The following is a 24,649-nucleotide window of genomic DNA, read 5'->3' as shown; positions in this document are numbered from 1 at the left end:
GTTCAGCCCTTGCGTGGATCGGTGGCCAGCAGCATCTCGACCAGCGACTTCAGGTGCTCCTGCAGCCGCGCCGCGCCCGCTTCGTCGAGCGCCAGCGTGGCCTCGTCCATGTAGAGCTTGCGATTGATCTCGACCTGGATGCTGTGCCGGTTTTCCGCTGGCCGGCCATGCCGGCGAACCAGTTCCACGCCTTTGTAAGGGTGGTTGTAGTCCACGCTGTAGCCTCGCTCGCGAAGGTGCTCGCAGATCTTGTGCGACAGCGCCGGGTCGGCGGTGCTGCCGTCGCGGTCGCCGATCACGAAGTCCGCATGCGCAAGCCCCGGAAAGTCGGTGGCATGGCTGCCCGCGATGGCCGGCATCGAATGGCAGTTGATGTGAATGCTGTAGCCGTGCCGCGCATGCGCGTCGTCGATGGCCCGGGCCACCGCGGCGTGATACGGCCGCCAGCAGTGGTCGATGCGCCCGCGCACCTCGTCCACGCTCAGCAGCCGGTCATAGATCGGCAGGCCTTCGTCGGTGAGCTTCCAGATCAATCCCTTGCCGAGCCGCACCTTGGAAAGCACGCGCGGGTCGTCCGACAGCGGCTCGGTCCACGTGCCGTCGAGCAGGGTGGTGTCCAGTTCGGTGGTGTCGCGGTTGGCGTCCAGGTAGCTGCGCGGAAAGTGCGCCTCGATCCACGCCACGCCCATGGCGGGCGCAAAGGCGTAGAGCTTTTCGACGTGCGTGTCTTCGGCCCGGCGCAGCGTGGCCAGGTCGCACACGGGCCGGAAGTCCTCGGGGTACACAGTGCCGCTGTGCGGCGAATCGAGCACCAGCGGCGCATGCCCGGCAACGCTGGTCACCTGGGCGCGGGTTTGGATCAGTTTCAGGACAGGATGCATAGGCGGGTCAGTCCAATCGGATTCGAGCAAAGGCCGCGACCTTCTTCATCTTCTCGATCTCGCTGTCGATCTGCTTCGCGAACTCGGCCGGCGTGGTGCCCGACGCATAGAGCCCCTGCAGCGCCAGCCGCTCGCGCACCGAGGCGTCCTTCAGCGCGGTGGCCACGGCCTGCTGCATGCGCAGCGCAACGTCGGCCGGCGTGCCGGCGGGTGCCACAAGACCGAACCACGAGGGATCGTTGTTGGCCGGGTAGCCGAGTTCGCGATACGTCGGCACCTCGGGCAGCACGTCGAGCCGGCTGCTCCACGACACGGCCAGCGCCTTCAGCTTGCCCGCCTTCACGTGCGGCAGCGAGGAGGCCACCTGGTCGAAATACACAGGCACTTCGCCTGCGAGCACGTCGTTGATGGCCGGGCCCGCACCGCGATAGGGGATGTGCACCATCGAGGTTCCGGTGCTGCTCTTGAACAGCTCGCCCCACATGTGGCCGATGGTGCCGTTGCCCGGCGAGGCGTACGACACCTTGCCCGGGTTGGCCTTCAGGTACTTCACCAGCTCGGCGAAGCTCTTCACCGGCAGCACCTGCGGGTTGATGACCACCACGCCCGGCGCCTTCACCAGCTCGGTCACCGCGACGAAGCCCTTGATCGGGTCGTAGGGCAGCTTCTGGTACACGGCCGGGTTCACGCCGTGGGTAGAGAGCGTGGCCACGCCGAAGGCAAGGCCGTCCGGCGCCGAGCGCGCCACTTCGGCCATGCCGATGGAGCCGCCGGCCCCGGCGCGGTTGTCGATGACCACGGGCTGCTGCAGGATCTTGGCCAGTGGCTCCGAGAGCACGCGCGCGGTGATGTCGGTGGCGCCGCCGGGCGGGAAGGGCACGATCATGCGGATCGGTTTTCCTTGTTGGGCAAAAGATATTCCTGGAGCGACAGAAACGGCGGCCAGGGCGGAAAGAAGATGACGACGTTGCATGGGGACTGTTCCAATGAGGCAGAGGGTAATGAAGCAAAAGTTGCTGCATCACTTCAAGCAAAGGATAGACCAGCTAACATTCTGATCTGGAATGTTTTAATGGGCTTCCAGCCATGTCGCTCCGCCGCCTCAATCCGCCTCTGAACCTGCTGCGCGCCTTTTCCACCGTGGTGCGCTTCGGCGGCGTGTCGCGCGCCGCCGAGGCGCTGCACCTGACCCAGGGCGCGGTCAGCAAGCAGGTGCAGGAGCTGGAGCGCTGGATCGGCGTGCCGCTGTTCGAGCGCAGCCGCAAGCGGCTGGCGCTCACGCCCGCGGGCGAGCGCTACGAGAAGTCGGTGCGCGCCGTGCTCGCGCAGCTGGAGGCCGCCACGCTGGAGCTCATTACCAGCGGCGACGGCGGCGGCGCGTTGCACCTGTCCACCTTGCCGACCTTCGGTGCCAAATGGCTCATTCCGCGCCTGCCCGATTTCCAGCGGCGCCATCCGCAGATCACCCTGCATTTCGTGCCCTATACGCACGGCTACGACTTCGAGCGGCCCGAGCTCGACTGCGCCATCCTCTTCGGCGACGGCCACTGGCCGGGGGCTCGTTCGCACTACCTGGCGGGGCAAGATGTGGCGCTGATCGCGCCGCGTGCCGGCCACGCAGAGGTGGCCATTCGCACCCCGCAAGACGTGGCGCGCTGCACGCTGCTGCGCCATGTGACCGTGCCGCAATCGTGGCTGCAATGGAGCGAGACGCACGGCGTGCGCGGGCTCGATCCGCTGGCCGGCCCGCAGTTCGACCAGTTCCAGACCATGATTCGCGCGGTGATGGTGGGCATGGGCGTGGCGCTGGTACCGCGCTGCCTGGTGCAGGATGAAATCGCTTCGGGGCTGGTGGACGAGCCGCTGCCGGGCGGCGGCTACCGCGGCAACGAAGGCTATTGGTTCTGCTACCCAGAGGGCCGCGGCCAGCTGGCCACCCTGGACCATTTCCGCCGCTGGCTGCTGGCGGAGGTCGATCGCAACGCCGGAACGCCGCCGGCCGCCGCCTGACGGGCGTGGCGCTTATTCGGACTTGGCGCCCGATGCCTTCACCGCGCCGCCCCAGCGCTGGATCTCGCTTGCCACGAAGCGGTCGAACTCGGGGCCCGTGGTGGGCGTGGGCTCAGAGCCCCGCTCGCGTATGAAGCGCGCCATCTGTTCGCTCTTCAGGATGTCGGTCACTTCCTGGTTCAGACGCGCCGTGATCTCGGGCGGCGTGCCGCGCGGCGCCATCAGCCCGAGCCAGCCGACGGCTTCGAAGTCCTTCGTTCCCGAGACGCCGCTTTCGCGCACCGTCGGCACGTCGGGCAACTGCGAGGTGCGCCTGGCCGAGGTCACCGCCAGCGCAATCGCGCGGCCCGACTTGATGTGCGGCAGCGCGGCCGTCACCGAATCGACCATCAGCGGCACCTGATTGCCCAGGAAGTCCGCCTGCGCCGGCCCGCTGCCGCGGTACGGAATGTGGGTGATGAAGACGCGAGCCGCCGACTTGAACATCTCGCCCGAGAGATGCTGCGTGCCGCCGATGCCGGCGCTGGCGTAGCTCAGCTTGCCGGGCTCGGCCTTGGCGCGCGCCGCCAGGTCGGTCATGCTGCGAATGCCGCTTTCGGGCGTGGCCAGGAACACCAGCGGCACCGTGGCGATGAGCGAAATGCCGACCAGGTCCTTGCGCGGATCGAAGCCCGGCTTCGCGTAGAGCGTCTGGTTCACTGCCATGGCGCTTCCGGCCACCACCAGCGTGTAGCCGTCGGCCGGCGAGCGCACCACAAACTCGGTGCCGATGTTGCTGCCGGCTCCGGCCTTGTTGTCGACGATGACCGGCTGGCCCAGCCGCTTGCCGAGTTGTTCGGCCAGGGCGCGCGCGAAGATGTCGGTGGCCTGCCCGGGCGGGAAGGGCACCACCAGCTTCACGGGCCGGTCGGGCCACGCGGCGGCCTGCGCGAGGCCGGCCGTGACGCCAAACAACACCGCCGCACCGGCCGCCAAGGCAGCGGCGAAACGCCTGCGCTGCACCCTCATGGTGCCGACAGATGCTTGCCCACGATGCCCGCCAGTTCGAACATCGTCACCTGGTCCTTGCCGAACACCGGCTTGAGCTTGGCGTCGGCATTGATCGCGCGCTTGTTGGTCGCGTCCTGCAGGCCGTTGGCCTTGATGTAGTCCCACAGCTTCTTGATGACCTCGGTGCGCGCCACCGGCTCGGCGCCGATGACCGCAGCCAAAGAGTCGCTCGGCTTCAAGCCCGCGCCGGGCTTGCGCGGCGCGGCGGCCTTCTTCGCAGCCGGTGCCTTTTTAGCGGCCGGTGTCTTCTTTGCCGCCACCTTCTTGGCCGCGGCCGTCTTGCCCGCAGGCGCCGCCTTGCCGAAGGTCTTGCGCGGCGGGAACTTGCTGCCGCCTTCGCGTGGCGCGAATTCGAAGGTCACCTTGCCTTCTTCGGCATTCCAGGTCAGGAAGGCCTTGAAGGCGCGGCGGGTGCGCATGCTCACGAACTTGTCGAGCAGGTCGGTCTTGCCGGTGGCCAGCAGCTTTTCCATCTGCGCGCGCTCCACCGGCTGCTGCAGGATGATCTTGCCGGTCTTGAAGGTGCAACTCGGCGTCGGCTGCGCGTTGGTGGGCACCGACTTTTCGCAGACGTAGTTGCTGCCGTGCTCGAACACCGGCGCGCCGCAGATGGGGCAGGGGCCCACGGTGTCCTGCTCGCTGAAGTCGACGATCTCGCCGGTGTCGGCGTTCTTGTCGTCGCCAAAGTCGAACTCCAGCTTCCAGTTCTTCGCTTCGTCATCGAACTTCAGCACGATCTCCGACGTGAAGGGCCAGCCGGCCTTGGAGCGGAAGCCTTCCAGCGGGCCGATGTGCTTGTCGCGCAGCAGCGCCTCGGCCTCGGCCACCTCGAAGGTGCGGCCCGCCGGCGACTTGCCGAAAGAAAAGCCGCAGGGCTCTTGCCCGGCCTTGCCGGTGCAGCTGTAGCGGCGGTAGTTTTCCTTCACCACGCCGCCGCAGTTGGGGCAGGGCGTGGCAAGCGTGGCGTAGTCGCCCGGCACGGTGTCGCGGTCGTATTCCTTGGCCTTCTTGACGATGTGCTGCGTCATCTCGGCAATTTCGCGCATGAAGGCGTCGCGGCTGAGCGCGCCCTTTTCCATCTGCGCGAGCTTGTATTCCCACTCGCCCGTGAGCTCGGCCTTGGAGAGTTCTTCCACACCCAGGCCGCGCAGCAGCGTCATGAGCTGGAAGGCCTTGGCCGTCGGAATCAGCTCGCGGCCTTCGCGCAGCATGTATTTCTCGTTGATCAGGCCTTCGATGATGGCCGCGCGCGTGGCTGGCGTGCCGAGGCCCTTTTCCTGCATGGCCTCGCGCAGTTCGTCGTCGTCGATGGTCTTGCCGGCGCCTTCCATGGCGCCCAGCAGCGTGGCTTCCGAATAGCGCGCCGGCGGCCGGGTCTTCAGCGCCTTCAGGTCGGCCGATTCGGTCTTCACCGTCTCGCCGGGCTTCACCACCACCAGGTTCTTGCCGTCCTTCTCATCGTCGTCATTGATGGCTTCCTTGCCCCAGATGGCGAGCCAGCCCGGCTTGACCAGCACCTTGCCGTCGCTGCGGAAGGGGTACTTCTTGCCGCCGGCTTCCACCGTGCTGATGCGGGTGGTTACCTGGAATTCGGCGCTCGGGAAGAACACCGACATGAAGCGGCGCACCACGAAGTCGTAGAGCTTCTGCTCGGCGTCGGAGAGGCCGCTCGGCGCCTGCAGCGTCGGAATGATGGCGAAGTGATCCGACACCTTGGCGTTGTCGAAGATGCGCTTGTTCGGCTTCACGTAGCTGCCGTCGACCGCCTGCTGCGCGAAGGGCGCCAGATGCTTCATGCCGCTGGTGGCGAGCATCTTCATCGTGTCCTTCACCACCGGCAGGTAGTCCTCGGGCAGCGCGCGCGAGTCGGTACGCGGATAGGTCAGGGCCTTGTGGCGTTCGTACAGGCTCTGCGCCAGCGCCAGCGTGGTCTTTGCCGAGAAGCCGAAGCGGCCGTTGGCCTCGCGCTGCAGCGAGGTCAGGTCGAACAGCATCGGCGAAGCCTGGGTGGTCGGCTTGCTTTCCTCGGTGACGGTGGCGGGCTTGCCGCGCGCCGCATCGGCGATCTCGCGGGCTTCGCGCTCGCTCCACACGCGGTCGGCGCGAATCTCGGCGTCGGTTGCGCCGTCCGGGCCCGCGGGCGGCTTCTTGAAGTTCGCGTCGAACCACTTGCCGGGGTACTGGCCGGCCTCGGCCTGGAACACGCCGTGGATTTCCCAGTAGTCGCGGCTCACGAACTTGCGGATCTTTTCCTCGCGCTCGACCACCACCGAGAGCGTGGGCGTCTGCACGCGGCCCACGGTCGTCAGAAAGAAGCCGCCGTCCCGCGAATTGAAGGCCGTCATGGCCCGCGTGCCGTTGATGCCCACCAGCCAGTCGGCCTCGGAGCGCGAGCGCGCGGCGTCGGCCAGGCCCTGCATCTGCTTTTCGGTGCGCAGCGCATCGAAGCCGTCGCGAATGGCCTGCGGCGTCATCGACTGCAGCCACAGGCGCTTCACCGGCTTGTTCAGGCCGGTCTTGCCGCCCGCGTACTGCTCGATGAGGCGAAAGATCAGCTCACCCTCGCGGCCCGCGTCGCAGGCGTTGATGAGTTGCGTCACATCCTTGCGCTTGGCCTGCTTGACCACGGCGTTCAGGCGCGTCTTGGTCTTGTCGACCGGCTTCAGGTCGAAGTGCGGCGGAATGACCGGCAGGTTCGCGAAGCTCCACTTGCCCCGCTTGACGTCGAACTCCTCGGGCGCCTGGATTTCGACCAGGTGGCCGACAGCGCTGGTCACAACGTAGCTTTCGTTCTCGAAATGCTCGTCATGTTTGTCGAACTTGCCGGCCACCGGCGTGAGGGCGCGGACGATGTCCTGTGCCACCGACGGCTTTTCTGCAATTACCAAAGTCTTCATCAACAATTCCTAAAAGAGTTCCCAGGCCGGCGCCGAGCCGCCTCAAGGCGGCCTGCGGCCCCTTCGGGGGGCAGCGACGACACGCAGTGCGAGAGCGTGGGGGCCACATACAATCTGCGGCTTCCCGCGTGTGCGCACGCGCACACGCGCATGTGTGCATATTCAACCTAACAGACTTCGGCGATGCCTTCCAAATCCCCACAATTCGCCGGCCGCCGCATTCAGATGCGGCGTTCGGATGTCCACGGCAACGGCGTGTTCGCCGTGGACGACCTGGCCGAAGGCGAGACGCTGATCGAATACAAGGGCGAAGTCATCAGCTGGAAAGAGGCGCTGCGCCGCCATCCGCACGACCCCTCCCAGCCCAACCACACCTTCTACTTCCACATCGACGACGGCCGGGTGATCGACGGCAACGTGAACGGCAATGCCGCGCGCTGGATCAATCACTCGTGCGAGCCGAACTGCGAGGCCGACGAAGTCAACGGGCGCGTTTATATCAAGGCCCTGCGCAACATCGCTGCAGGAGAAGAGCTCAACTACGACTACGGCCTGATCATCGACGAGCCCTACACGCCCAAGCTGCTGGCCGAGTTTCCGTGCTGGTGCGGCTCCGAGAATTGCCGCGGCACGCTGCTGACGCCCAAGGACGAAGACGAAGAAAAGAAAAAGAAGAAAAAAGCCAGGAAGAAGGCCGAAAAGAAAAAAGCCGAGAAACAGGCCGAGAAAAAAGAAGCCAAAAAGGCAGAAAAGAAAGCCGAAAAAAAGGCTGAAAAGAAGTCCGAGAAAAAGAAGTCTAAAAAGGACGAGGCCGACAAGGGCTGAGCATGAGCACCACGGCCGACAGGTTCGAAGACCGGATTGCCGCGGCAGTGGCGCCGCTCTTGCCCGGCTTTGCGGTCGAGGCCGTGGCCGAGATCGACTCGACCAACACCGAGCTCATGCGCCGCGCGCGCGCCGGCCGCGCCGAGCCGGTGCTGCTGGTGGCCGAGCGCCAGACCGCCGGACGCGGCCGCCTTGGCCGGCCCTGGCAAAGCGCGCAGCAGGGCGAGCAGCAAAACGCCGCCTCGCTCACCTTTTCGCTGGGCCTGCCGCTCGCGCCGCGCGACTGGTCGGGGCTCTCGCTGGCCGTGGGTGTCAGCGTGGCGGAAAGCCTCGACCCGTCCGGCGATGCGAAGGTGGCGCTCAAGTGGCCTAACGACCTGTGGATTAACGACCGCAAGCTGGCCGGCATCCTGATCGAAACCGCCATGCCGCATGCGGGCCGTGCCGATGCGGCGGCCGCGCCGCGCTACCTGGTGATCGGCATCGGCATCAACATCGGCCCGCGCGAAGCCGAGGGCATGCGCACGCCGCCCGCGTGGCTGCGCCAATGGCGCCCTGACGCCACAGGGCCCGAAGTGCTTGCCGAACTTGCCGCGCCGCTGGTGCGCAGCGTGCAGACCTTCGAGGCGCAAGGCTTCGCGCCCTTTGCCGAGCGTTTTGCCGCGCGCGACGCATTGCGGGGGCGCGAGGTCCAGCTCAGCGACGGCAGCTTTGGCACATGCGAAGGCGTGGCCTGGGGCGGCGAACTGCAGGTGCGCACGGCCGCGGGCTTGCAGATGGTCTCGAGCGACGAGGTCAGCGTGCGTCCTCGCGGCATGGCTTTTTGAGATTCACCATGAAGTTGCGCCTTGCACTGATCGTTCTCGTCCTGGCCAATGTCGGCTACTGGCTGTGGGCCCGCGGCGACCTTGCCGGCTTCGGATTGATGCCCGCCGGCATCACCGAGCGCGAGCCGCAGCGCCTCTCGCGCCAGGTTCATCCCGAGTGGCTGCAGATCCGCAAGGACGGCAAGACCGGCAACACCACCGCCGCGCCCTGAACACGCTGCCGCTCAAGGCGCCAGTTCTTCGCCCTCGAAGCGCACCGTGAAGCGCGCGCCCGGCGGTTGCCGGCCCGGATGCGCGTCTTCAAGCTTGACCTGCGCATGGTGCTGGTTGGCAATCTCCCGCACGATCGGCAAGCCCAGCCCCGAACCGTCGGCCTCGTTGCCGAGCACGCGGTAGAACGGCTCGAACACCAGCTCGCGGTCCGATTCCGCGATGCCCGGGCCGTTGTCTTCCACCTGCACCAACACCACATGCCCGAAGGGGTCGGCCAGCACGCGCGCGGTGATCACGCCCGGCCGCTCAGGAGTCGACGGCGTGTAGTTGATGGCGTTGTCGACCAGGTTGCGCACCAGTTCCTTCAGCAGAGTCGGGTTGCCTTCGAGCACCACGCCGGGCGCCCCCGCTTCGGCGCCGTCGTAGCCCAGGTCGATGCGCTTTTCGATGGCGCGCGGCACGGCTTCGCGCACCACTTCAATGGTGAGCCGGGCCAGATCGCAGGGCTGGCGGCCCGTGCCGGCACCGGTGCTTTCGGCGCGCGCGAGCGAGAGCAGCTGGTTCACCGTGTGCGTGGCGCGCACGCTGGCGCGGCCGATCTGCTTGAGCGACTGCTTCAGCTCGTCGGCGTTGGCGCCTTCACGCTGCGCCAGGTCGGCCTGCATGCGCAGGCCCGCGAGCGGCGTCTTGAGCTGGTGCGCCGCGTCGGCGAGAAAGCGTTTTTGCGTGTGGATCGAGTCGTTGAGCTTGTCGAGCAGCTCATTGACCGAAGACACCAGCGGCACCACTTCGAGCGGCACCGACGATTCGTCGAGCGGGCTCAGGTCGCCCGGACGGCGCTCGCGGATGCGCGCCTCCACCACCGACAGCGGCTTGATGCCGCGCACCAGCGCCAGCCAGATCAGCAGCACCGCGAGCGGCAGGATCGCGAATTGCGGCAGCAGCACACCCTTGATGATTTCGGTGGCCAGCACCGACTGCTTCTCGCGCGTCTCGGCCACCTGCAGCAGCGCGGGCGCCGAGTCGTCGTCGTCATTGGCCAGCCAGAGCGAGGCCACGCGAACCGGTTTGCCGCGCATTTCGCCGTTGCGCAACGTGACCACGCCCGGCACCGGGGGCTCGTCGGTGTTGGGATGCGGCACGTCGGACTCGCCGCTCAGCAGCTTGCCGTGGCTGTCGAGCAGCTGGTAGTACACGCGGTCGGCGTCGTCGGCCCGCAAGATTTCGCGCGCCGGCTGCGGCAGCACGAACTGCGTCTGGCCCTGCTGTACCGTGACGAGCCGCGCCAGCGTCTGCACGTTGTATTCGAGCGCGCGGTCGAAGGGCGCATTGGCAATGCCCTGTGCCACCAGCCACGTGACGCCGATGCTCACCGGCACCAGCAGCAGCAGCGGCGTGAGCATCCAGTCGAGGATCTCGCCGAACAGGGAGCGCTGCGCGCGCTGGAACAGTTTCAAGGCTTACGGCCTCCGAAGCCGCGGGGCAAGCCCGCGTGTCATTGCTGGATTTTTTCGAGGCAGTAGCCGAGGCCGCGAACCGTGGCAATGCGCACCGGCCCCTTCTCGATCTTCTTGCGCAGGCGGTGGATGTAGACCTCGATCGCGTTCAGGCTCACTTCCTCGCCCCATTCGCACAGGCGCTCCACCAGCTGGTCCTTGCTGACCAAGCGGCCCGCGCGCTGCAGCAGCACCTCGAGCAGGCCGAGTTCGCGCGCCGAGAGCTCGACCATCTTGCCGTCGATGGTCGCCACGCGGCCGGCCTGGTCGTACACCAGCGGACCGTGCCGGATGGTGTTGCTGGTGGCACCCATGCCGCGCCGCGTGAGCGCCCGCACGCGCGCTTCGAGCTCTTGCAGGCTGAAGGGCTTGGCCATGTAGTCGTCGGCGCCGTGGTCCAGGCCCTTGACGCGTTCTTCCACGCTGTCGGCCGCGGTGAGCACCAGCACGGGCAACTGCGAACCACGCGCACGCAGGCGCTTGAGGATCTCGATGCCGTGCAGGTTGGGCAGCCCGAGGTCGAGGATCAGCAGGTCGAACTCGCTGTGCGTCATGAGCGCGGTGTCGGCCTGCGAACCGTTCGCCACGTGGTCGACCGCCGCGCCCGAGGTGCGCAGGCTGCGCAGCAGGGCATCGGCCAGCACCTGGTCGTCTTCGGCAATCAGAATCCGCATGAGCCACCTCCGGCCGGTTCGGGCGCCGCGCCGGCGCCGTTCACATTTGTCTCTCTCCCAGCCGAGTCTAGCCCGCTGTGTACGCTTCCAGACCGATGGTTACCACCGTGGCGACGTCGTTGCCGACGCTGGCGCGGAATTCGCGCTCGGCCTGCGTGACTGCGCCGCGAAAGGCGTCGAGCCATGCCAATCCGTCGGCGGTGAAAAGCACGCGCCGCGCCCGCGCATCGAGCGGGTCGGGCCCGCGGGTGACCAGGCCCCAGGCTTCGCACTGGTCTACCAGCGCACCCATGGCCTGCTTGGTCATGCCGGCCCGTTCGGCCAGTTCGGTCAGGCGCGAACCTTCGCGCGCCAGGTGCCGCGTGATGTGGATGTGCGCGGCGCTCACCTGGGCCCGGGCGGCCAGGTTCGACAGCGCCAGCGGCACTTCGACGTCATGCGCCATGAGTTCGAGCACGCGCTCGTCGAAGCGGCGCATCGCATGGCCCAGCAGGCGGCCCAGGTGGGTTTGCCGCCAAGCATCGGGATCGGTCGGAAAAGCATTGTCAGCCATCCGCCAAATGGTAAAGCAAACTGACTAAAAAATGAGTTTACTGAAACCAATGAGCCCCTACACTACTGTTCAAGCATCCAGCCTGTAATTAAAAGCAGATGGATGGCAGTCACACACAAACCGTTGATTTTCAAGGAGATTTCCACATGGACGCAGTCGTCAAGGGCGCAAGCATCTCGGTCGCCAACAGTGAAAAGGCCAAGGCCCTGCAAGCCGCGCTGGCGCAAATCGAAAAGCAGTTCGGCAAGGGCACGATCATGCGGCTCGGCGAAGGCGAGGCGCTTGAAGACATCCAGGTGGTCTCCACCGGTTCGCTCGGCCTGGACATCGCGCTGGGCGTCGGCGGCCTGCCGCGCGGCCGCGTCATCGAAATCTACGGTCCTGAATCGTCGGGCAAGACCACGCTCACGCTGCAGGTCATCGCCGCCATGCAAAAGCAGGCCGGCACCTGCGCCTTCGTCGACGCCGAGCATGCGCTCGACGTGCAATACGCCCAGAAGCTCGGCGTGAACCTGTCCGACCTGCTGATCAGCCAGCCCGACACCGGCGAGCAGGCGCTCGAAATCGTCGATTCGCTGGTGCGCTCGGGCGCCGTCGACCTGATCGTGGTCGATTCGGTGGCCGCGCTCACGCCCAAGGCCGAAATCGAAGGCGAAATGGGCGATTCGCTGCCCGGCCTGCAGGCCCGCCTGATGAGCCAGGCGCTGCGCAAGCTCACCGCCACCATCAAGAAGACCAACTGCATGGTCATCTTCATCAACCAGATCCGCATGAAGATCGGCGTGATGTTCGGCTCGCCCGAAACCACCACCGGCGGCAATGCGCTGAAGTTCTACGCCTCGGTGCGCCTGGACATCCGTCGCATCGGCACCATCAAGAAGGGCGACGAAGCCATCGGCAACGAAACCAAGGTGAAGGTGGTGAAGAACAAGGTGTCGCCCCCGTTCAAGACGGCCGAGTTCGACATCCTGTTCGGCGAAGGCATCAGCCGCGAAGGCGAAATCATCGACATGGGCGTGAACGCCAAGATCCTCGACAAGTCGGGCGCCTGGTACGCCTACAACGGCGAAAAGATCGGCCAGGGCCGCGACAACGCACGCGAATTCCTGCGCGAGAACCCCGAGCTGTCGCGCGAAATCGAGAACAAGGTGCGCGAGTCGCTGGGCATTCCGCTGCTGGCGGCTGATGCCGACACCCCGGCCACCGAAAAGGCCGAGAAGCCTGCGAAGGCAGCCAAGGCCGAGAAGGCCGACAAGGGCGAGTAAGCAAGGTACGGCGCGGCCTCTCGCGGGGCCGCGCAAGCGACCACCCGGCATGGCATTCGGTGCCCCCTCACTCAAAGGCCGCGCATTGCGGCTCCTGAGCCAGCGCGAGCATTCGCGCGCGGAACTGGAGCGCAAGCTGGCCAGGCATGAAGAAGAGCCCGGTACGCTGGCCCGCGCGCTCGACGAACTGGCCGCCAAGGACTTCATCAGCGAGCCGCGGGTGGTGGCCTCGGTGCTGAACCAGCGCGTCGCCCGCTCGGGCGCATTGCGTGTGCGCCAGGAATTGCAGGCCAAGGGCATCACGCCCGAAGCCATCGCACAAGCCGTGGCCAGCCTGCAAGACACCGAAGTAGAGCGCGCCACTGCGTTGTGGCGCCGCCGTTTCGATGCACCGCCCACCGATGCGAAGGAGCGCGCCAAGCAGATGCGCTTTCTGATGGCGCGCGGCTTTTCGGGCGCGGTGGTGGCCAAGGTGCTCCGGAGCGATTTCGACGGCGACAGCGACCGGCGGCGAATGAAGCGGGTAGCGCCGTTGCGCCGCCGCGGCGGTGATGCTCAAGATGCCGCCGATGGCATGATCGGCGCGGGCCGGTCCCGCACGAGGACCGCCTTCATATAAAACTTCGGAGGAGGAACTCTCATGTCTTCAGGACCTGCAGGCCAGCCGTCGCTCATGCGCGCGGGTGCCAAGGCCGGCGCCGCCTTCATCGGATCGGTGGTCAAGGGCGGCTTGCTCTCGCTCATCCTCGGTGGCGGCGCCTTCTTCTATTACCTGAGCCAGCTGCAGGGGCCCGGCAATGCGGGCGCGCGTGCGGGCGGCGCCGGTGCCGCGCTCGCGCTGCTCACTTCGCCGCCCCTGCTGGTCGCGGTGCTGCTGTTTCTCTTCGTGGTCGTCTACGTGATGCTGGGTGTGCAGCAGGGCCGGGCCAAGGCCATGCAGCACCTGGTGGCTGCGCGGGGCGAGGCCGTGTCTGAGCGGCTGGGCGGCGCTATCGCAGGCCGCATCGAAGCCATGCCGCGCACGCACGGCACGCTGCAGCGTGCGGCCGACTGGCTGTCCGTCGACGCGCTGAGCAAGCAGCTTGCGCCGGTGCTGGGTGAGGGCAAGGCGGTGCGCGCGGTGGTCGGCTTTGTGCTCAACCGTTTGCCATTGAGCGACATGCTCGCCGAATGGCAGCAAGGCCGTGCGGAACATGGCGAGCTGGCGGCAGCAGAAGAGGGCGCCGCGCAAGACCCGGCGCTGCGCGCATTGCTCACGCGCCGCATCAACGAAACGCTGCAGGAGATGGCGGAGCCCTCAAGCAAGCCGCTCTACATTGCGCTGGGCGCGCACGCGGTGCTGCTGGGCGTCGGCCTCTGGCTCGTCAGGTGAACCGGGAACGATGGCTGGCGCTCAGAGCGCCAGCATCAGCTTCAGGTTCTGCACCGCGGCGCCGCTGGCGCCCTTGCCCAGGTTGTCCAGCCGCGCAATCACCACCGCATGGCGGTGGTCTTCGTTCGGGAACACGCGAATTTCGAGCTCGTTGGTGTCGTTGAGCGCCAGCGCGTCGAGCTTGCCGTTGTCGGTAGGCGGCAGCACCTTCACGAACTGCTCGGGCGTGTTGCTCCTGGCGTAGTGCGCGGCAATGGCGTCGTGCAGGTCGCCGGCCTTCGGCTTGCCGGGCAGCAGGTCGAGGTGCAGCGGCAGCTGCACGAGCATGCCCTGCTTGAAATTGCCCACCGAAGGAATGAAGACGGGCCGGCGGGTGAGGCCGGTGTACTTCATGATTTCAGGAATGTGCTTGTGCTTGAGGCCGAGCGCGTAGGTTTCGAAGAGCGGCGCCTTGCCGCCCTCGTAGTCCTCGATCATGGCCCGTCCGCCACCCGAATAGCCGCTGACCGAGGGCAGCGAAACCGGGAAATCGGCCGGCAGCAGGCCCGCATCGACCAACGGGCGCACGATGGCGATGGCGCCCGTGGCATAGCAGCCCGGGTTGCCGACGCGGTCGGCCGCGGCCACGGCCTGCCAGTGGCCTTCCACCAGTTCAGGGAAGCCGAACACCCAGCCGGGCGCCACGCGGTGCGCGGTGGATGCGTCGATGATCTTGGGCTTCTTGCCCGACAGCTGGTCGATCAGCGCAACCGATTCGCGGGCCGCGTCGTCGTGCAGGCACAGCACCACCAGGTCGACACCGGCCATGAGTTCGCGCTTGGCGTTCACGTCTTTTCGCAGCTCGGGCGCAATGCTCACGAGTTCGATTTGCGGCATCGTCTGGAGCCGCTCGCGAATTTGCAAACCGGTGGTGCCGGCTTCGCCGTCGATGAAAACCTTGGCCATATCGGAGTATCCGTGGGGTCGCTAGAAGAAAGTACGTATTGACCGCAAGGTCACGTCGAGTATTGGTGCGCCGCACCATGATACAGTCCGCGGTTGTTCGCCGCCCCCAGCCGTCAGGTTGCCGTCGCCCGCGAACAACAGAGCCAAAGACGCCTCAGACCCCAGATCTCCCGTTCTCAACTTCCTCCTTCCGAGAGACAACCCTCATGAAGATTCACGAGTACCAAGGCAAGGAAATTCTTGCCAAGTTCGGCGTGCCGGTGCCGCGCGGCATTCCGGCCTATACGGTTCAGGAGGCGGTCGAGGCCGCCCAGAAACTTGGAGGCCCGGTCTGGGTCGTCAAGGCCCAGATTCACGCGGGTGGCCGCGGCAAGGGCGGCGGCGTCAAGGTCGCCAAGTCCATCGAGGACGTCAAGAAGCTCGCCGGCGAAATCCTCGGCATGCAGCTCAAGACCCACCAGACCGGCCCCGAAGGCCAGAAGGTGCGCCGCCTCTACATCGAAGATGGCGCCGACATCAACAAGGAATACTACGTCTCGGCCGTGACCGACCGCGCCACGCAGAAGATCGCGTTCATCGCATCGAGCGAAGGCGGCATGGACATCGAGGAAGTGGCCCACTCCACGCCCGAAAAGATCATCACGGTCTACGCCGACCCCAAGGAAGGCCTGACCGACGCGCAAGCCAAGGAAATTGCCGACGGCATCGGCATGCCGGCCGACTCGACCGCACAAACGGTCGACATCCTGAAGAAGCTCTACACCTGCTACATGGAGACGGACGCCTCGCTGGTCGAGATCAACCCGCTCAACCGTGACAGCAAGGGCAACGTCATGGCGCTGGACGCCAAGTTCAACTTCGACAGCAACGCGCTGTTCCGCCACCCTGAAATCGTGGCCTTGCGCGACCTCGACGAAGAAGACGCAGCCGAAGTCGAAGCCTCCAAGTTCGACCTGGCCTACATCTCGCTCGACGGCAACATCGGCTGCCTCGTGAATGGTGCCGGCCTGGCCATGGCCACCATGGACACCATCAAGCTGTTCGGCGGCGAGCCGGCCAACTTCCTGGACGTGGGCGGCGGCGCCACCCCCGAGAAGGTCACCGAAGCCTTCAAGATCATGCTGAAGAACAAGAATGTCGAGGCCATCCTCGTCAACATCTTCGGCGGCATCATGAAGTGCGACACCATCGCCACCGGCGTGATCGCAGCCTGCAAGGCCGTGAACCTGCAAGTACCGCTGGTCGTGCGCATGAAGGGCACCAACGAAGTCGAAGGCAAGAAGCTGCTGGCCGAATCGGGCCTGCCGATCATCAGCGCCGACACCATGGCGGAAGCGGCCCAGAAGGTCGTGGCAGCAGTCAAGAAGGCCTAAGGAACAAGTCATGTCGATCTACATCAACAAAGACACCAAAGTCATCACGCAAGGCATTACCGGCAAGACCGGTCAGTTCCACACCGAAAAGTGCCAGGAATACGCGAACGGCAAGAACGCTTTCGTGGCAGGCGTGAACCCCAAGAAGGCCGGCGAGTCGATCTTCAACATCCCGATCTTCGGCTCGGTGAAGGAAGCTGCTTCGCAAACCGGCGCCACCGTGTCGGTGATCTACGTGCCGCCGGCAGGCGCGCCGCCGCCATCTGGGAAGCCGTCGAGGCCGACCTGGACCTGGCGATCTGCATCACCGAAGGCATTCCGGTTCGCGACATGCTCGAAGTGCGCAACAAGATGAAGGCCAAGGAAGCGGCCGGCGGCAAGAAGACCTTGCTGCTGGGCCCGAACTGCCCCGGCCTGATCACGCCCGACGAAATCAAGATCGGCATCATGCCCGGCCACATCCACCGCAAGGGCCGCATCGGCGTGGTCTCGCGCTCGGGCACGCTCACGTATGAAGCCGTGGCGCAGCTCACCGAAATCGGCCTCGGCCAATCGTCGGCAGTGGGCATCGGCGGCGACCCGATCAACGGCCTGAAGCACATCGACGTGATGAAGGCTTTCAACGACGATCCGGACACCGACGCGGTCATCATGATCGGCGAAATCGGCGGCCCCGACGAGGCTGATGCGGCTCGCTGGTGCAAGGAACACATGAAGAAGCCGGTGGTCGGCTTCATCGCCGGTGTTACCGCTCCTCCCGGCAAGCGCATGGGCCACGCCGGCGCGCTGATCTCGGGCGGCGCCGACACGGCCGATGCCAAGCTCGCCATCATGGAAGAGTGCGGCTTCACCGTCACGCGCAACTTCTCGGAGCTGGCAAAGCTGCTCAAGGCACAGCTCTAAACCGCAGCAGACCTTCTCTCTGCGCACCACGCAAAAAGAAAAAAGCGCCCGCAAACCCTGCGGGCGCTTTTTTCACTACAACACAGTGGAAAAGAGACATGGAACTCCTTCAAAGCACCGATTTCTGGATCGGCCTGGTCAAGATTGTCTGGATCAACATCATTCTTTCGGGTGACAACGCCGTGGTGATTGCCATGGCTGCCCGTTCCCTGCCGCCCGCGCAGCAGCAAAAAGCCGTGCTGTTCGGCTCGGGCGCGGCCGTGGTGCTGCGCATCGTGCTGACCCTCGTGGCGGCCAGGCTGCTGGCGCTGCCGTACCTGCAGATCGTCGGCGGCCTGCTGCTGCTGTGGATCGGCCTGCAGCTCCTGGGCGAGGAAGAAGAGGATGACGGCGAGGCCAAGGAATACGGCAGCATGCTCGCTGCCGTGCGCACCATCCTGCTGGCCGACCTGGTCATGAGCCTGGACAACGTCATTGCCGTGGCGGCTGCCGCGCAAGGCAGCATGGTGCTGCTGGTGCTCGGCCTCGCAATCAGCATTCCGCTGGTGATTTTTGGCAGTACGCTCATGATCAAGCTCATGGAACGTTTTCCGATCATCGTCATGCTGGGTGCCGCCCTGATCGGCTGGGTCGGCGGGGAGACGATTGCAAGCGACGTCTCGCTGCATGGCGTGCTCGCGGCCAACCCCTGGCTGCACTATGCGGCCGCGGCCGCCGGTGCGTTCTTTGTCGTGGCCGCCGGCCGCTTGCTGCAGCAGCGCGCACGCGCTGCGGCCGGGCACTGAATGCCGCGCGCCCACGCTTGTACACAATGGTGAGCGTCGGCGCGTCCCTCTTTCCAATCGGCCCCCGCTGTCCTGGGAGTTCGCCGCGCTCACCGACGTGGGGCGGGCGCGCGCCCACAACGAGGACGACCTCCATGTCGATCCGGCGCTGGGCCTTGCCGTGCTGGCCGACGGCATGGGTGGCTACAAGGGCGGCGAAGTGGCCAGTGCCATGGCCGTGTCGCTGGTGCACGCAAGTTTTGCCCGGTGGTTCGCGCAAGCCGGCCCCCAGGCGCCCGCGCGGGTGATCCGGCGTGCCTTGCAGGCCGCCACCGACGAGGCGAATTCGGCCATTCTCGAAGCCGGCATTGCCAACGAGGAGCTGCAGGGCATGGGAACGACCCTGGTGCTGGCGGCTTTCCGGCCCCAGCGCGTGCTGGTCGGCCACATCGGCGATTCGCGCTGCTACAGGCTTCGCAACAACAAGCTCGAGCAGCTCACGCGCGACCATTCGCTGCGCCAGCAGCAGCTCGACGCGGGCGCAATCACCGCCGAGGAGGCGCTGCATTCGCCCCATCGCAACCTCGTGACCCGGGCGGTGGGTGTAGAGGCGCAGGTGGTGCTCGAAATGCATGAGCACACCGCAAGGCCCGACGACCTGTATATGCTGTGCTCCGACGGACTCAGCGAGATGATTTCGGATGCGCAGCTTTTCACGCTTTTGAACCACGATGTCGGACTTCAGCAGAAAGCATCACTTTTGGTTGCAATTGCAAACGACAATGGCGGACGGGATAACATTTCCGTTGTCCTGGCAAAAGCGCGCGTCGGCGATGCGCCTGCTGCCGCCTAGCCCCAGGCCCGAGCGACCGCCCGTTGTTCCGCCTGCCACCAACCAATTTCTGTAAATCGGGGAGTCGGCAATGCCGAAAATGATCATTTCGATCGATGGCGTTGTCATCGAACAAGTGGCGCTCGCCAAGGACCGCACCACGCTGGGACGGCGCGCCTACAACGATATCGTCATCGACAACCTGGCGGTGAGCGGCGAGCATGCCGTGCTGCACATGCGCGGCGGCGAAGTCGAAATTGAAGACCTCAACAGCACCAACGGCACCTACGTCAATGCGCTCGTCGTCCAGAAGCAGGTGCTCAAGGACAACGACGTCATCGAGCTCGGCGGCTGCCGCATTCACTTTCGCGCCCGCAACAACCTGGAGCCCGGCGCGGGCTCGGTACACAACGTGTCGGACGATTTTTCGTCCCCCATTCCCCTCTCGTCCGCACCGACCGAAGCCGGCGCGCTGGTCGAACTGGGCGTTCCGGTGCTGCGTGAACTCTCGGACACCGGCGGCGGCCAGGACCTGCCGCTGCAGAAGGTTGTCACCACCATCGGCAAGCCCGGCGTTGCCGTGGCGGTTGTCACGCGCCGGCGCCAAGGCTATGTGGCGGCCAGCGTCATGGGCGAGGTCAGGCTCAACGGCAATCCCCTCGGTACCGATGCCGTCGGATTGCAGGAACGCGACGTGCTGGAACTCGGCGGCGCCACGCGCATGCAGTTCGTGCGGGTCTGAACTCAGGCCCGCGTAGCGCCGACGCCATGAATGCGCTCCGGCGGCATTGGCCACGCATCGTCATTACCCTGCTGCCGGTTTTGCTGGCCTTGGCGCACGCCACCGGCGCCTGGCGCCTGAGCGTGCTCGACCACCTCGACCACCTGATTTACGACACCCGCCTTCGCGCCACCATGCCGGGCACGCTCGACCCCCGCATCGTGATCGTGGACGTCGACGACGCCAGCCTGGCGCGGCAGGGGCAATGGCCCTGGGCGCGCGACAAGCTGGCCCGGCTGACCAGGGAACTCACGGGGCGCCAGCAAGTGGCGGTGCTGGGCTTCGACGTGATGTTCGTCGAGCCGGACCGAAGCTCCGGCCTCGACAAGCTGCGGCAGATTGCGCGCGGCCCGCTTCGCGACATGCCGGGGCTTGCCGGCGAAATCGAACGCGTGGCGCCATCGCTCGACAACGACGCCATCTTTGCGAGATCGCTCGACGGGCAGCGCGTGGCGCTCGGCTATTACTTCACGCGAACCGAAAAGCCCAGCGCCAAGGGCCAGTTGCCGGGGGCGCCGCTGCTGCCGCCCGAAGCATTTCCGGCGGACCACGGCTATGCCACGGAGTGGAACGGCTTCGGCGCCAACCTTCCGGTGCTGGCGGCCGCCGCGCCGGCCTCGGGCTTTCTCAACACGCTGGTCAGCTCCGGCGACGAGGGCATCATCCGCAGCGTGCCGCTCATCGCCCGTTATGAGGGTGACCGTGGCCGGCCAGGGTATTACGAATCGTTGGGCCTGGCCGTCTACAGGCTGGCCAATGGCACGCCCCCGTGCTGCCGGCCTTTGCATCGGGCGGCGCCGTGCCCCGGCTGCAATCGCTCATCGTGGGCGGCTTGCGCGTGCCGGTCGACGCAACAGCCAGCATGCAGGTGCCGTTCCGCGGTCCGGGCGGGGCGAGTGGCGGCTCGTTCCGCTATGTGCCGGCTAGCGACGTGCTCGAGGGCCGCCTCGCGCCGGGCGAACTGAAGGGCCGCATCGTGCTTGTGGGCGCTACCGCGCCGGGCCTGCAAGACCTGCGCGCCACGCCAGTTGGCGCTGCGTTTCCCGGTGTCGAGGTGCATGCCAACGTGGTGTCGGCCATGCTCGACCGCCGCCTGCTCGCGGTGCCCGACTACGCGCCCGGCTACGAGGTGCTGAACGTGCTGGCCGCGGGGCTCGTGCTGGCGTTGGGCCTCACGCTGCTGCCGGCGCCGCGCGCCGTCGTGCTGGGAATCGTCACGGTCGCCGTGCTGGTCGGCGTGAACGCCTGGCTCTACCAGAACCACAGCCTCGTGCTCCCGCTGGCGTCGGCGCTGGCCATGGCGGCGCTGGCTTTCGTTTTCAACATGGGTTGGGGCTACTTCATCGAGGCCCGCGCGCGGCGCGGGCTGGCGCGGCTTTTCGGCACCTACGTGCCGCCCGAACTCGTCGACGAAATGCTCGTGACCCCCGGCCGCTACAGCATGCGCGCCGAGAGCAAGAACATGACCGTCATGTTCTGCGACATGCGCGAGTTCACCCGCCTTTCGGAACAGATGACGCCGGCCGAGCTGCAGGCTTTTCTCAACACCCTGTTCAACCGGCTCACCAGCGTGATCAGCGCGCACCGCGGCACCGTCGACAAATACATGGGCGACTGCGTCATGGCCTTCTGGGGCGCGCCCATCGACACCCCCGACCACGCCACCCTTGCCGTGCGCGCCGCGCTCGAAATGGCCGAAGCCGTGCGCGACATCAACAAGCTTCACATTGCCGACGGGCGCCCCCAGATCAGCGTGGGCATCGGCATCAACAGCGGCGTGATGAGCGTCGGCGACATGGGGTCGGCGGCGCGGCGCAGCTACACCGTCGTGGGCGATGCGGTCAACCTCGCGTCGCGGCTCGAAGGCCTGAGCGCGCACTACGGCGTGGAAATCGTCGCCAGCGGCGCCACCCGCGAACTCGCGCCCGGCTTTCTCTGGCAGGAGCTCGACAGCGTGCTCGTCAAAGGCAAGGCCCAGGCCATTACCGTGTTCACTCCTCTCGCACCCGACGCCGCACCCCAAACCGCCGCCGCGCAGCAGCAAGCCGAGCAACTGCACCGCTGGGCCGGCGTTCTGGACGCCTACCGCCGACAGGACTGGGCTGCGGGCCGAAACTTGTTGGACCCGCTGCTCGCAGCGGATGCCAAAAAGTCCTTTACCAGCTCTACGCCCAGCGATTAGCCTCCATGGCATTGCGGCCTTACGACCCTGAATGGGACGGCGCAACCCGGTTCGAAACCAAATGACGACAGGCACAAGCAGGGGGTCTTTCACAATGCAGGTTCGCGTGCTGGGTTGCTCGGGCGCCATCGCCAAGGACTGCCGGACCACATCCTTCCTGGTCGACACCGACCTGCTCGTCGATGCCGGCACCGGCGTGGGCGACCTCACGCTCGACGAAATGGCCGGCATCGACGACGTAGTGCTTACTCACTGCCATCTCGACCACATCGCCGCGCTCCCCCTCATGCTCGACGCCGTCGGCGCTCGCCGTACCCGCCCCGTGCGCGTACACGCCCTGCGCTCCACCATCGAGGCGCTGCGCGCCCATGTGTTCAACAACGTCATCTGGCCGGACTTCGAGACCATTCCGAGCCCGCAGGCGCCTTTCGTAAGCTTTCACGACATAACAGTCGGCCAGATCCTGCAGCTTGGCAGCGCAAGCCCCAAGCGCATCGAAGTGCTTCCCGCCGTGCACACCGTGCCCGCCTGCGGCTTTGCCGTGTGCCGCGCCGAGGGCGGCGCCAACTGGGTATTTACCGGCGACACCGAACGCAACGCCCCCTTCTGGGACCGTGTCAATGCGCTCGACGTGGCCATGCTGGTCATCGAAACCGCCTTCAGCAACCGGGAGCAGGCGCTGGCCGAACGCAGCCTGCACCTGTCACCGCATGTGCTGGCCGACGAGTTGGCGCATATCGATCCGGGCAAGCAGTACCCGATCTACATCACGCACACGAAGCCGGCGGAAACGGAAGAAATCATGAGCCAAATTCAGTTGCTCGCCGGGCACCAGGTGCCGGGGTTGGCGCAGCGGGATATCCGGTGGTTGAAGGCGAATGGGGTGCTGACTTTTTGAGCCGCAACCAGGATTGGCATGACAAATTTGTCACGCTTTGGAGCCTTTGCAAGCGTTTTGTGTCACTCGATGTAACTTGTGTACGCATGAAGTGACCGGTTTCGTCGGCCAGAGGCCCGAAACCAGGTGGCACGGATGCTGCGGTAGGTACTGAGCTCCGGGCTTGGTTCCCGGGCTGTACAAACCAACCTGGAGTTTTTTCAAATGAACCGTCGTTCTATCGCACGCAACGTGCAAAAGGGTTTCACCCTTATCGAATTGATGATCGTTGTGGCGATCATCGGTATCTTGGCTGCTATTGCTATTCCTCAGTACTCTGACTACACATCGCGTACGCGTGCAGCTGGCGCTGCTGCTGAAATGACAGCCTTCAAGCAAGCCTTTGCTGTTTGCATGTCTGAGCAGGGCAACGTGCTTGCAAATTGCGTGACGCTGGGCACGAATGGAATCCCCAATACCCCGACCGCCACGACGAAAAACATCACTTCCGCTGTAACCATCACCGCAGCAACGGGTGCCATCAACGCAACGACCGGCGCAACGGACGCTGGCGGCACGGCATTGACCTATATTCTCACCCCGACGGTTCCTGCTGCCGGCCAACCCACGATGGTCTTCACTCAATCGGGCACGATCTGCAATTCGACCAGGGGCCTGAAGCCTGGCCAAGGCGATTGCCCGTAATTTAATACGGTCTGCCAGCGAGCCGCCTTCGGGCGGCTTTTTTTCGTCTGCGTGAATCACTCTGATTGGACTGACGCTTTTCTTCAAGGGAACACAGGGCAGACGAAAGCAGTCTTCAGAACACGGGTCAAGACTACATGTACGACTTTGGGCTCGCGGTAACTGATCAGACAGAAAGAGGAGCCCGACGCAGGTAGGTCTTGAAACGCTAAGCGTCAAGATCGCTCGATCGCGGCGGCACTTCACGGCCATTCTTCCCGATATCGACCAAGCCTCCATTCAACGGCACCGCGACGCTGGATCTTCAGCGATGTGAAATCTTCTGTTCAGGTTACACCGTCGGCGTTCGGAAGGATTTTTTTGTTGGCACTGCAGCTGCGATCACACGAGGCCTCGAGCTTTGCCGCACGTCCTTGGCTGCATACAATGTGCCCTGACGTGTGATCGGGCTCGCACGGTCTGTGTACCGTGCTAGCTAGGCTAACGGATTGCTACGTCGTGGCAGCCAAGAGGACAATCGGCTCGCTGCTAAATGTATTGTTCGTGCCGAAAAGGTTCGAGGTACGGACCGTACGCACCTCGTTCCGCGTCAGGGGGTGAAGTCGAAGACCACTTCAACCCTCTGCCGCGACTTGACTGCGCGGCCGTCGATCTCCCCGGGAGAAAACTCCGCGGCCATGAAAGCTTCGCGTGCAGCTTGCTCGAACGCCGGAGGAAGTGCCGACTCTTCAGCATCGACGCGCTGGACGCGACCTTGCTCGTCAATGAAGAGCAACAGAATTCCAGCAACGCGGCCGGCTACTAGCTGGCCCGGCGGAGGTTCGAGCACGATGGCCGTTTTGGCGACCGGCGGCGCGGATAGTTGACTCCGTGTCATATAGATGCCGGTATCGACTTCGGCCGCAATCGAGAGCGGAGGCGTCGGGGGCAGCGCTTCTGTCGAGTGTTTTTGCCCGGAGGCCGGAAGGGATGCGCGGTCAGGCGCATGAATCGCTTTGTTGATCTGAAGGGACTCGCGAACCGGCAACGGAGGTGAGGGTGGAAGGAGTAAGGTCGCTCGTACCCGAATGACGGCGGATGCGGCACTCCCATCCACGGCATCTTTCGAGTCAACGGGCGAAATCCGTATCGAAAGTACTGCAACGTGAAGCGTCATGGAGAGTATTGCGCTCACAAGAAGTACGTATCGCATCCTTATCCGGCCCGACCCTGCCCAGCCTGTCG

General features: G+C 65.4%; 21 protein-coding genes and 3 pseudogenes. 15 read left to right on the top strand and 9 right to left on the bottom strand.

Annotated elements, in window-relative coordinates:
• Positions 1-2: 2 nt before the first annotated feature.
• Together M0765_RS08180 and M0765_RS08175 are read right to left on the bottom strand one after the other, a co-directional pair.
• A complete protein-coding gene (locus M0765_RS08180) occupies positions 3-881 on the bottom strand; it encodes an N-formylglutamate amidohydrolase (RefSeq protein WP_258503027.1) in 879 nt (292 codons plus the stop codon).
• A 7-nt stretch (positions 882-888) separates the two neighbouring features.
• Positions 889-1,854, bottom strand: a complete 966-nt coding sequence (locus M0765_RS08175; RefSeq protein ID WP_126749619.1) for a tripartite tricarboxylate transporter substrate binding protein BugE — start codon at positions 1,852-1,854, stop codon at positions 889-891.
• Between the two features lie 113 nt (positions 1,855-1,967).
• On the opposite strand from M0765_RS08175, the gene M0765_RS08170 reads away from it, so the two are divergent.
• On the top strand, positions 1,968-2,891 hold the full coding sequence (locus tag M0765_RS08170) for a LysR substrate-binding domain-containing protein (RefSeq protein WP_258503024.1): 924 nt from the start codon (positions 1,968-1,970) through the stop codon (positions 2,889-2,891).
• A 12-nt stretch (positions 2,892-2,903) separates the two neighbouring features.
• Here the strand turns inward: M0765_RS08170 and M0765_RS08165 are convergent, their stop codons facing one another.
• Together M0765_RS08165 and M0765_RS08160 are read right to left on the bottom strand one after the other, a co-directional pair.
• A complete protein-coding gene (locus M0765_RS08165; RefSeq protein ID WP_258503023.1) occupies positions 2,904-3,899 on the bottom strand; it encodes a Bug family tripartite tricarboxylate transporter substrate binding protein in 996 nt (331 codons plus the stop codon).
• Positions 3,896-6,838 carry a DNA topoisomerase III gene (locus tag M0765_RS08160; RefSeq protein WP_258503022.1) on the bottom strand — a complete coding sequence of 981 codons (2,943 nt, stop codon included), beginning with the start codon at positions 6,836-6,838 and terminating at the stop codon, positions 3,896-3,898. Before M0765_RS08160 ends, M0765_RS08165 begins: the two co-directional genes overlap by 4 nt.
• 183 nt (positions 6,839-7,021) lie before the next feature.
• On the opposite strand from M0765_RS08160, the gene M0765_RS08155 reads away from it, so the two are divergent.
• From M0765_RS08155 to M0765_RS08145, 3 genes are read left to right on the top strand one after another with little or no spacing between them, the layout of a single operon-like run.
• Positions 7,022-7,663 carry an SET domain-containing protein gene (locus M0765_RS08155; RefSeq protein WP_258503020.1) on the top strand — a complete coding sequence of 214 codons (642 nt, stop codon included), beginning with the start codon at positions 7,022-7,024 and terminating at the stop codon, positions 7,661-7,663.
• 2 nt (positions 7,664-7,665) lie between these two features.
• Complete coding sequence (locus M0765_RS08150) at positions 7,666-8,490, top strand: biotin--[acetyl-CoA-carboxylase] ligase (RefSeq protein ID WP_258503019.1); 825 nt, start codon at positions 7,666-7,668, stop codon at positions 8,488-8,490.
• Between the two features lie 8 nt (positions 8,491-8,498).
• Positions 8,499-8,702 (top strand): sporulation protein, encoded by a 204-nt coding sequence (locus tag M0765_RS08145; protein WP_258503018.1) that lies wholly within the window; start codon positions 8,499-8,501, stop codon positions 8,700-8,702.
• A gap of 12 nt (positions 8,703-8,714) precedes the next feature.
• On the opposite strand, the gene M0765_RS08140 is transcribed toward M0765_RS08145, so the two are convergent.
• From M0765_RS08140 to M0765_RS08130, 3 genes are all read right to left on the bottom strand, one after another.
• A complete protein-coding gene (locus tag M0765_RS08140) occupies positions 8,715-10,160 on the bottom strand; it encodes a sensor histidine kinase (protein ID WP_258503017.1) in 1,446 nt (481 codons plus the stop codon).
• A 38-nt stretch (positions 10,161-10,198) separates the two neighbouring features.
• The gene (locus M0765_RS08135; protein ID WP_157616436.1) at positions 10,199-10,873 is read right to left on the bottom strand and encodes a response regulator; all 675 of its coding nucleotides are present in this window, start codon (positions 10,871-10,873) and stop codon (positions 10,199-10,201) included.
• A gap of 67 nt (positions 10,874-10,940) precedes the next feature.
• Positions 10,941-11,426, bottom strand: a complete 486-nt coding sequence (locus M0765_RS08130) for a MarR family winged helix-turn-helix transcriptional regulator (protein WP_258503016.1) — start codon at positions 11,424-11,426, stop codon at positions 10,941-10,943.
• A 146-nt stretch (positions 11,427-11,572) separates the two neighbouring features.
• Between M0765_RS08130 and recA the strand changes: the two genes are divergently transcribed.
• From recA to M0765_RS08115, 3 genes and pseudogenes are all read left to right on the top strand, one after another.
• Positions 11,573-12,691, top strand: coding sequence for a recombinase RecA (gene recA, locus M0765_RS08125; RefSeq protein ID WP_258503014.1), 1,119 nt, complete (start codon positions 11,573-11,575; stop codon positions 12,689-12,691).
• A 49-nt stretch (positions 12,692-12,740) separates the two neighbouring features.
• Positions 12,741-13,190: pseudogene (recX, locus tag M0765_RS08120) on the top strand (recombination regulator RecX); the annotation flags it as partial.
• A gap of 141 nt (positions 13,191-13,331) precedes the next feature.
• Positions 13,332-14,063, top strand: a complete 732-nt coding sequence (locus M0765_RS08115; RefSeq protein ID WP_258503013.1) for a hypothetical protein — start codon at positions 13,332-13,334, stop codon at positions 14,061-14,063.
• Positions 14,064-14,084: 21 nt separating this feature from the next.
• Here M0765_RS08115 and argC read toward each other — a convergent pair whose 3' ends face one another.
• The gene (gene argC / locus M0765_RS08110) at positions 14,085-15,008 is read right to left on the bottom strand and encodes an N-acetyl-gamma-glutamyl-phosphate reductase (RefSeq protein WP_258503011.1); all 924 of its coding nucleotides are present in this window, start codon (positions 15,006-15,008) and stop codon (positions 14,085-14,087) included.
• A 206-nt stretch (positions 15,009-15,214) separates the two neighbouring features.
• Here argC and sucC point away from each other — a divergent pair, with 206 nt between their 5' ends.
• The 8 genes and pseudogenes from sucC to M0765_RS29185 all read left to right on the top strand — a co-directional run bounded on the left by sucC (position 15,215) and on the right by M0765_RS29185 (position 23,425).
• A complete protein-coding gene (sucC, locus tag M0765_RS08105; RefSeq protein WP_258503010.1) occupies positions 15,215-16,381 on the top strand; it encodes an ADP-forming succinate--CoA ligase subunit beta in 1,167 nt (388 codons plus the stop codon).
• A 10-nt stretch (positions 16,382-16,391) separates the two neighbouring features.
• Positions 16,392-17,284, top strand: a pseudogene (sucD, locus tag M0765_RS08100) (succinate--CoA ligase subunit alpha).
• Positions 17,285-17,382: 98 nt separating this feature from the next.
• Positions 17,383-18,069 (top strand): TerC family protein, encoded by a 687-nt coding sequence (locus M0765_RS08095; protein ID WP_258503009.1) that lies wholly within the window; start codon positions 17,383-17,385, stop codon positions 18,067-18,069.
• Between the two features lie 97 nt (positions 18,070-18,166).
• Positions 18,167-18,901 carry a Stp1/IreP family PP2C-type Ser/Thr phosphatase gene (locus tag M0765_RS08090; RefSeq protein ID WP_258503007.1) on the top strand — a complete coding sequence of 245 codons (735 nt, stop codon included), beginning with the start codon at positions 18,167-18,169 and terminating at the stop codon, positions 18,899-18,901.
• A 70-nt stretch (positions 18,902-18,971) separates the two neighbouring features.
• On the top strand, positions 18,972-19,622 hold the full coding sequence (locus M0765_RS08085) for an FHA domain-containing protein (protein ID WP_258503006.1): 651 nt from the start codon (positions 18,972-18,974) through the stop codon (positions 19,620-19,622).
• A gap of 26 nt (positions 19,623-19,648) precedes the next feature.
• Positions 19,649-21,908, top strand: a pseudogene (locus M0765_RS29410) (CHASE2 domain-containing protein).
• A gap of 29 nt (positions 21,909-21,937) precedes the next feature.
• Positions 21,938-22,741: a 3',5'-cyclic-nucleotide phosphodiesterase gene (locus M0765_RS08070; RefSeq protein WP_258503003.1), complete on the top strand. Its 804-nt coding sequence runs from the start codon at positions 21,938-21,940 to the stop codon at positions 22,739-22,741.
• A gap of 204 nt (positions 22,742-22,945) precedes the next feature.
• A complete protein-coding gene (locus M0765_RS29185) occupies positions 22,946-23,425 on the top strand; it encodes a pilin (RefSeq protein ID WP_342455991.1) in 480 nt (159 codons plus the stop codon).
• Positions 23,426-24,014: 589 nt separating this feature from the next.
• Here the strand turns inward: M0765_RS29185 and M0765_RS08060 are convergent.
• Positions 24,015-24,581 carry an energy transducer TonB gene (locus M0765_RS08060; protein WP_258503001.1) on the bottom strand — a complete coding sequence of 189 codons (567 nt, stop codon included), beginning with the start codon at positions 24,579-24,581 and terminating at the stop codon, positions 24,015-24,017.
• Positions 24,582-24,649 lie beyond the last annotated feature (68 nt).

It is taken from the genome of Variovorax sp. S12S4 (assembly GCF_023195515.1).
In the GTDB taxonomy this organism is placed as follows: Bacteria; Pseudomonadota; Gammaproteobacteria; order Burkholderiales; family Burkholderiaceae_C; genus Variovorax.
The sequence above is the reverse complement of the archived record's forward strand: the minus strand, read 5'-3'. Positions and strand labels throughout refer to the sequence as shown.

Excerpts from the sequence above, each read along its gene's own strand:
- M0765_RS08180 (WP_258503027.1), bottom strand. The coding sequence starts at position 881 with ATGCATCCTGTCCTGAAACTGATCCAAACCCGCGCCCAGGTGACCAGC.
- M0765_RS08175 (WP_126749619.1), bottom strand. The coding sequence starts at position 1,854 with ATGCAACGTCGTCATCTTCTTTCCGCCCTGGCCGCCGTTTCTGTCGCT.
- M0765_RS08170 (WP_258503024.1), top strand. The coding sequence starts at position 1,968 with ATGTCGCTCCGCCGCCTCAATCCGCCTCTGAACCTGCTGCGCGCCTTT.
- M0765_RS08165 (WP_258503023.1), bottom strand. The coding sequence starts at position 3,899 with ATGAGGGTGCAGCGCAGGCGTTTCGCCGCTGCCTTGGCGGCCGGTGCG.
- M0765_RS08160 (WP_258503022.1), bottom strand. The coding sequence starts at position 6,838 with ATGAAGACTTTGGTAATTGCAGAAAAGCCGTCGGTGGCACAGGACATC.
- M0765_RS08155 (WP_258503020.1), top strand. The coding sequence starts at position 7,022 with ATGCCTTCCAAATCCCCACAATTCGCCGGCCGCCGCATTCAGATGCGG.
- M0765_RS08150 (WP_258503019.1), top strand. The coding sequence starts at position 7,666 with ATGAGCACCACGGCCGACAGGTTCGAAGACCGGATTGCCGCGGCAGTG.
- M0765_RS08145 (WP_258503018.1), top strand. The coding sequence starts at position 8,499 with ATGAAGTTGCGCCTTGCACTGATCGTTCTCGTCCTGGCCAATGTCGGC.
- M0765_RS08135 (WP_157616436.1), bottom strand. The coding sequence starts at position 10,873 with ATGCGGATTCTGATTGCCGAAGACGACCAGGTGCTGGCCGATGCCCTG.
- M0765_RS08130 (WP_258503016.1), bottom strand. The coding sequence starts at position 11,426 with ATGGCTGACAATGCTTTTCCGACCGATCCCGATGCTTGGCGGCAAACC.
- recA (WP_258503014.1), top strand. The coding sequence starts at position 11,573 with ATGGACGCAGTCGTCAAGGGCGCAAGCATCTCGGTCGCCAACAGTGAA.
- M0765_RS08115 (WP_258503013.1), top strand. The coding sequence starts at position 13,332 with ATGTCTTCAGGACCTGCAGGCCAGCCGTCGCTCATGCGCGCGGGTGCC.
- argC (WP_258503011.1), bottom strand. The coding sequence starts at position 15,008 with ATGGCCAAGGTTTTCATCGACGGCGAAGCCGGCACCACCGGTTTGCAA.
- sucC (WP_258503010.1), top strand. The coding sequence starts at position 15,215 with ATGAAGATTCACGAGTACCAAGGCAAGGAAATTCTTGCCAAGTTCGGC.
- M0765_RS08095 (WP_258503009.1), top strand. The coding sequence starts at position 17,383 with ATGGAACTCCTTCAAAGCACCGATTTCTGGATCGGCCTGGTCAAGATT.
- M0765_RS08085 (WP_258503006.1), top strand. The coding sequence starts at position 18,972 with ATGCCGAAAATGATCATTTCGATCGATGGCGTTGTCATCGAACAAGTG.
- M0765_RS08070 (WP_258503003.1), top strand. The coding sequence starts at position 21,938 with ATGCAGGTTCGCGTGCTGGGTTGCTCGGGCGCCATCGCCAAGGACTGC.
- M0765_RS29185 (WP_342455991.1), top strand. The coding sequence starts at position 22,946 with ATGAACCGTCGTTCTATCGCACGCAACGTGCAAAAGGGTTTCACCCTT.
- M0765_RS08060 (WP_258503001.1), bottom strand. The coding sequence starts at position 24,581 with ATGACGCTTCACGTTGCAGTACTTTCGATACGGATTTCGCCCGTTGAC.